At 36.4% G+C, this 1445-nt stretch carries 3 protein-coding genes; all 3 read left to right on the forward strand.

Annotated features, from left to right (window positions below):
* Positions 1-47 precede the first annotated feature (47 nt).
* The 3 genes from CD122_RS12025 to CD122_RS10640 are packed head-to-tail and all read left to right on the forward strand — an operon-like array spanning position 48 to position 1445.
* Positions 48-203: a hypothetical protein gene (locus CD122_RS12025; protein WP_169926515.1), complete on the forward strand. Its 156-nt coding sequence runs from the start codon at positions 48-50 to the stop codon at positions 201-203.
* Positions 196-681, forward strand: coding sequence for a siphovirus Gp157 family protein (locus CD122_RS10635; RefSeq protein ID WP_103358937.1), 486 nt, complete (start codon positions 196-198; stop codon positions 679-681). The genes CD122_RS12025 and CD122_RS10635 overlap by 8 nt, the downstream gene beginning before the upstream one ends.
* Positions 678-1445, forward strand: a complete 768-nt coding sequence (locus tag CD122_RS10640) for an AAA family ATPase (RefSeq protein ID WP_103358938.1) — start codon at positions 678-680, stop codon at positions 1443-1445. The genes CD122_RS10635 and CD122_RS10640 overlap by 4 nt, the downstream gene beginning before the upstream one ends.

Below are 1445 nucleotides of genomic sequence, written 5' to 3' on the forward strand. Positions count from 1 at the left end.
AAAAAAATATCCAGCACAATTATAACACATTATAGGAGGATGACGGAATGGACTTAGTAACAATCAAATATGCAGAATTCAAGCGCTTAGTTGCGTTAGAGGTTAGACATCAAAATGAAATAGCTTTACGTGACGAAGAAATTCAAGACTTAAAAATGGAATTAAACAGATTAAAACGGGAGGCGTTGTTAAAAAATGGGTAACTTATTCGAAATCAACGACCGTTACTTACAAGTCCTGGATATGTGGGATGACGTTGACCCACAACTAATCCAAGACACGCTAGATTCGATTGAGTCAGAAATGCATGAGAAAGTCGATAATATTATTAAATTAAAACGTTCAGTTGATGGCGATGTAGACGTAATTGACGCAGAAATCAAGCGTCTACAAAAGATGAAAAAGCAGAAAGTAAATCTATCAGACAAGTTGAAAGGCTATCTAGCAACAATGCTTGAGCAACGCGGCTTACGAAAATATAGGACACCTACGAATCACATTTACAAGAGGAAGAATAAGCCAAGTGTTGTAGTTACTAATGAATCTTTAATTGATAAAGCGTACTACATTCCACAGCCACCCAAGTTAAACAAAAAGCAAATCGAAGAAGACATTAAAGCTGGAGCAGATGTGGAAGGTGCAGAACTACGTGCGAGCGAAAGTCTGGTGATTCCAAAATGAATACAGAGCTAAACATACTCGAACAATTAGATATCCAAGAATTATCTAAACAAAACAAAGAAAAGTATTACAAATTTGTGGTATATGGTCGTCCTGGCACAGGAAAGACTACAACACTTACTAGAGAGAATAATGCATTGGTACTAGATATAAATGAAGATGGGACTACGGTAGTAGAACAAGGTTTAGGCGCATCGATTGTAAATTTCAATCACTTAGGGAAAATAATTCAATCACTGCCAGCTATTTTGGCTCAAGCAAGAAATAACGGGCAACCTATCGACATTGTTGTCATAGAAACTTTGCAAAAACTGCGAGATATTACATTAGATCAAGTTATGAAAGGTAAAACACGCAAACCTCAATTTGCAGATTGGGGAGAAGTAGCGACACGAATCATAAGTATGTATCGATTTGTAAGCAAATTGCAACAAGAACATAAATTCCATTTTGCCATTACCGGGCATGAAGGAAACAGCTCAGATAAAAGGGAAGATGGAACGCTATTTAACCCATCGGTGACTATTAAAGCGCAAGATTCAATTAGAGATGCTGTAATAAGTCAATCAGACGTTTTGGCGAGAACTTATACAGAAACAGATATCAAAGATGGCGAAAGGTCAACTAGGTGGATATTTAGTGTTGAACCATCAGAAGACTATGAAACAAAAGTAAGACATTCCCCATCAGTAACACTTAATAATAAAAAGTTTGAAAATGCATCGTTATCAATGCTAGTTGATGCTATCAGAAATGGAAACTAA

It is taken from the genome of Staphylococcus rostri (assembly GCF_002902145.1).
GTDB classification, from domain to species: domain Bacteria; phylum Bacillota; class Bacilli; order Staphylococcales; family Staphylococcaceae; genus Staphylococcus; species Staphylococcus rostri.

Excerpts from the sequence above, each read along its gene's own strand:
- CD122_RS12025 (WP_169926515.1), top strand. The coding sequence starts at position 48 with ATGGACTTAGTAACAATCAAATATGCAGAATTCAAGCGCTTAGTTGCG.
- CD122_RS10635 (WP_103358937.1), top strand. The coding sequence starts at position 196 with ATGGGTAACTTATTCGAAATCAACGACCGTTACTTACAAGTCCTGGAT.
- CD122_RS10640 (WP_103358938.1), top strand. The coding sequence starts at position 678 with ATGAATACAGAGCTAAACATACTCGAACAATTAGATATCCAAGAATTA.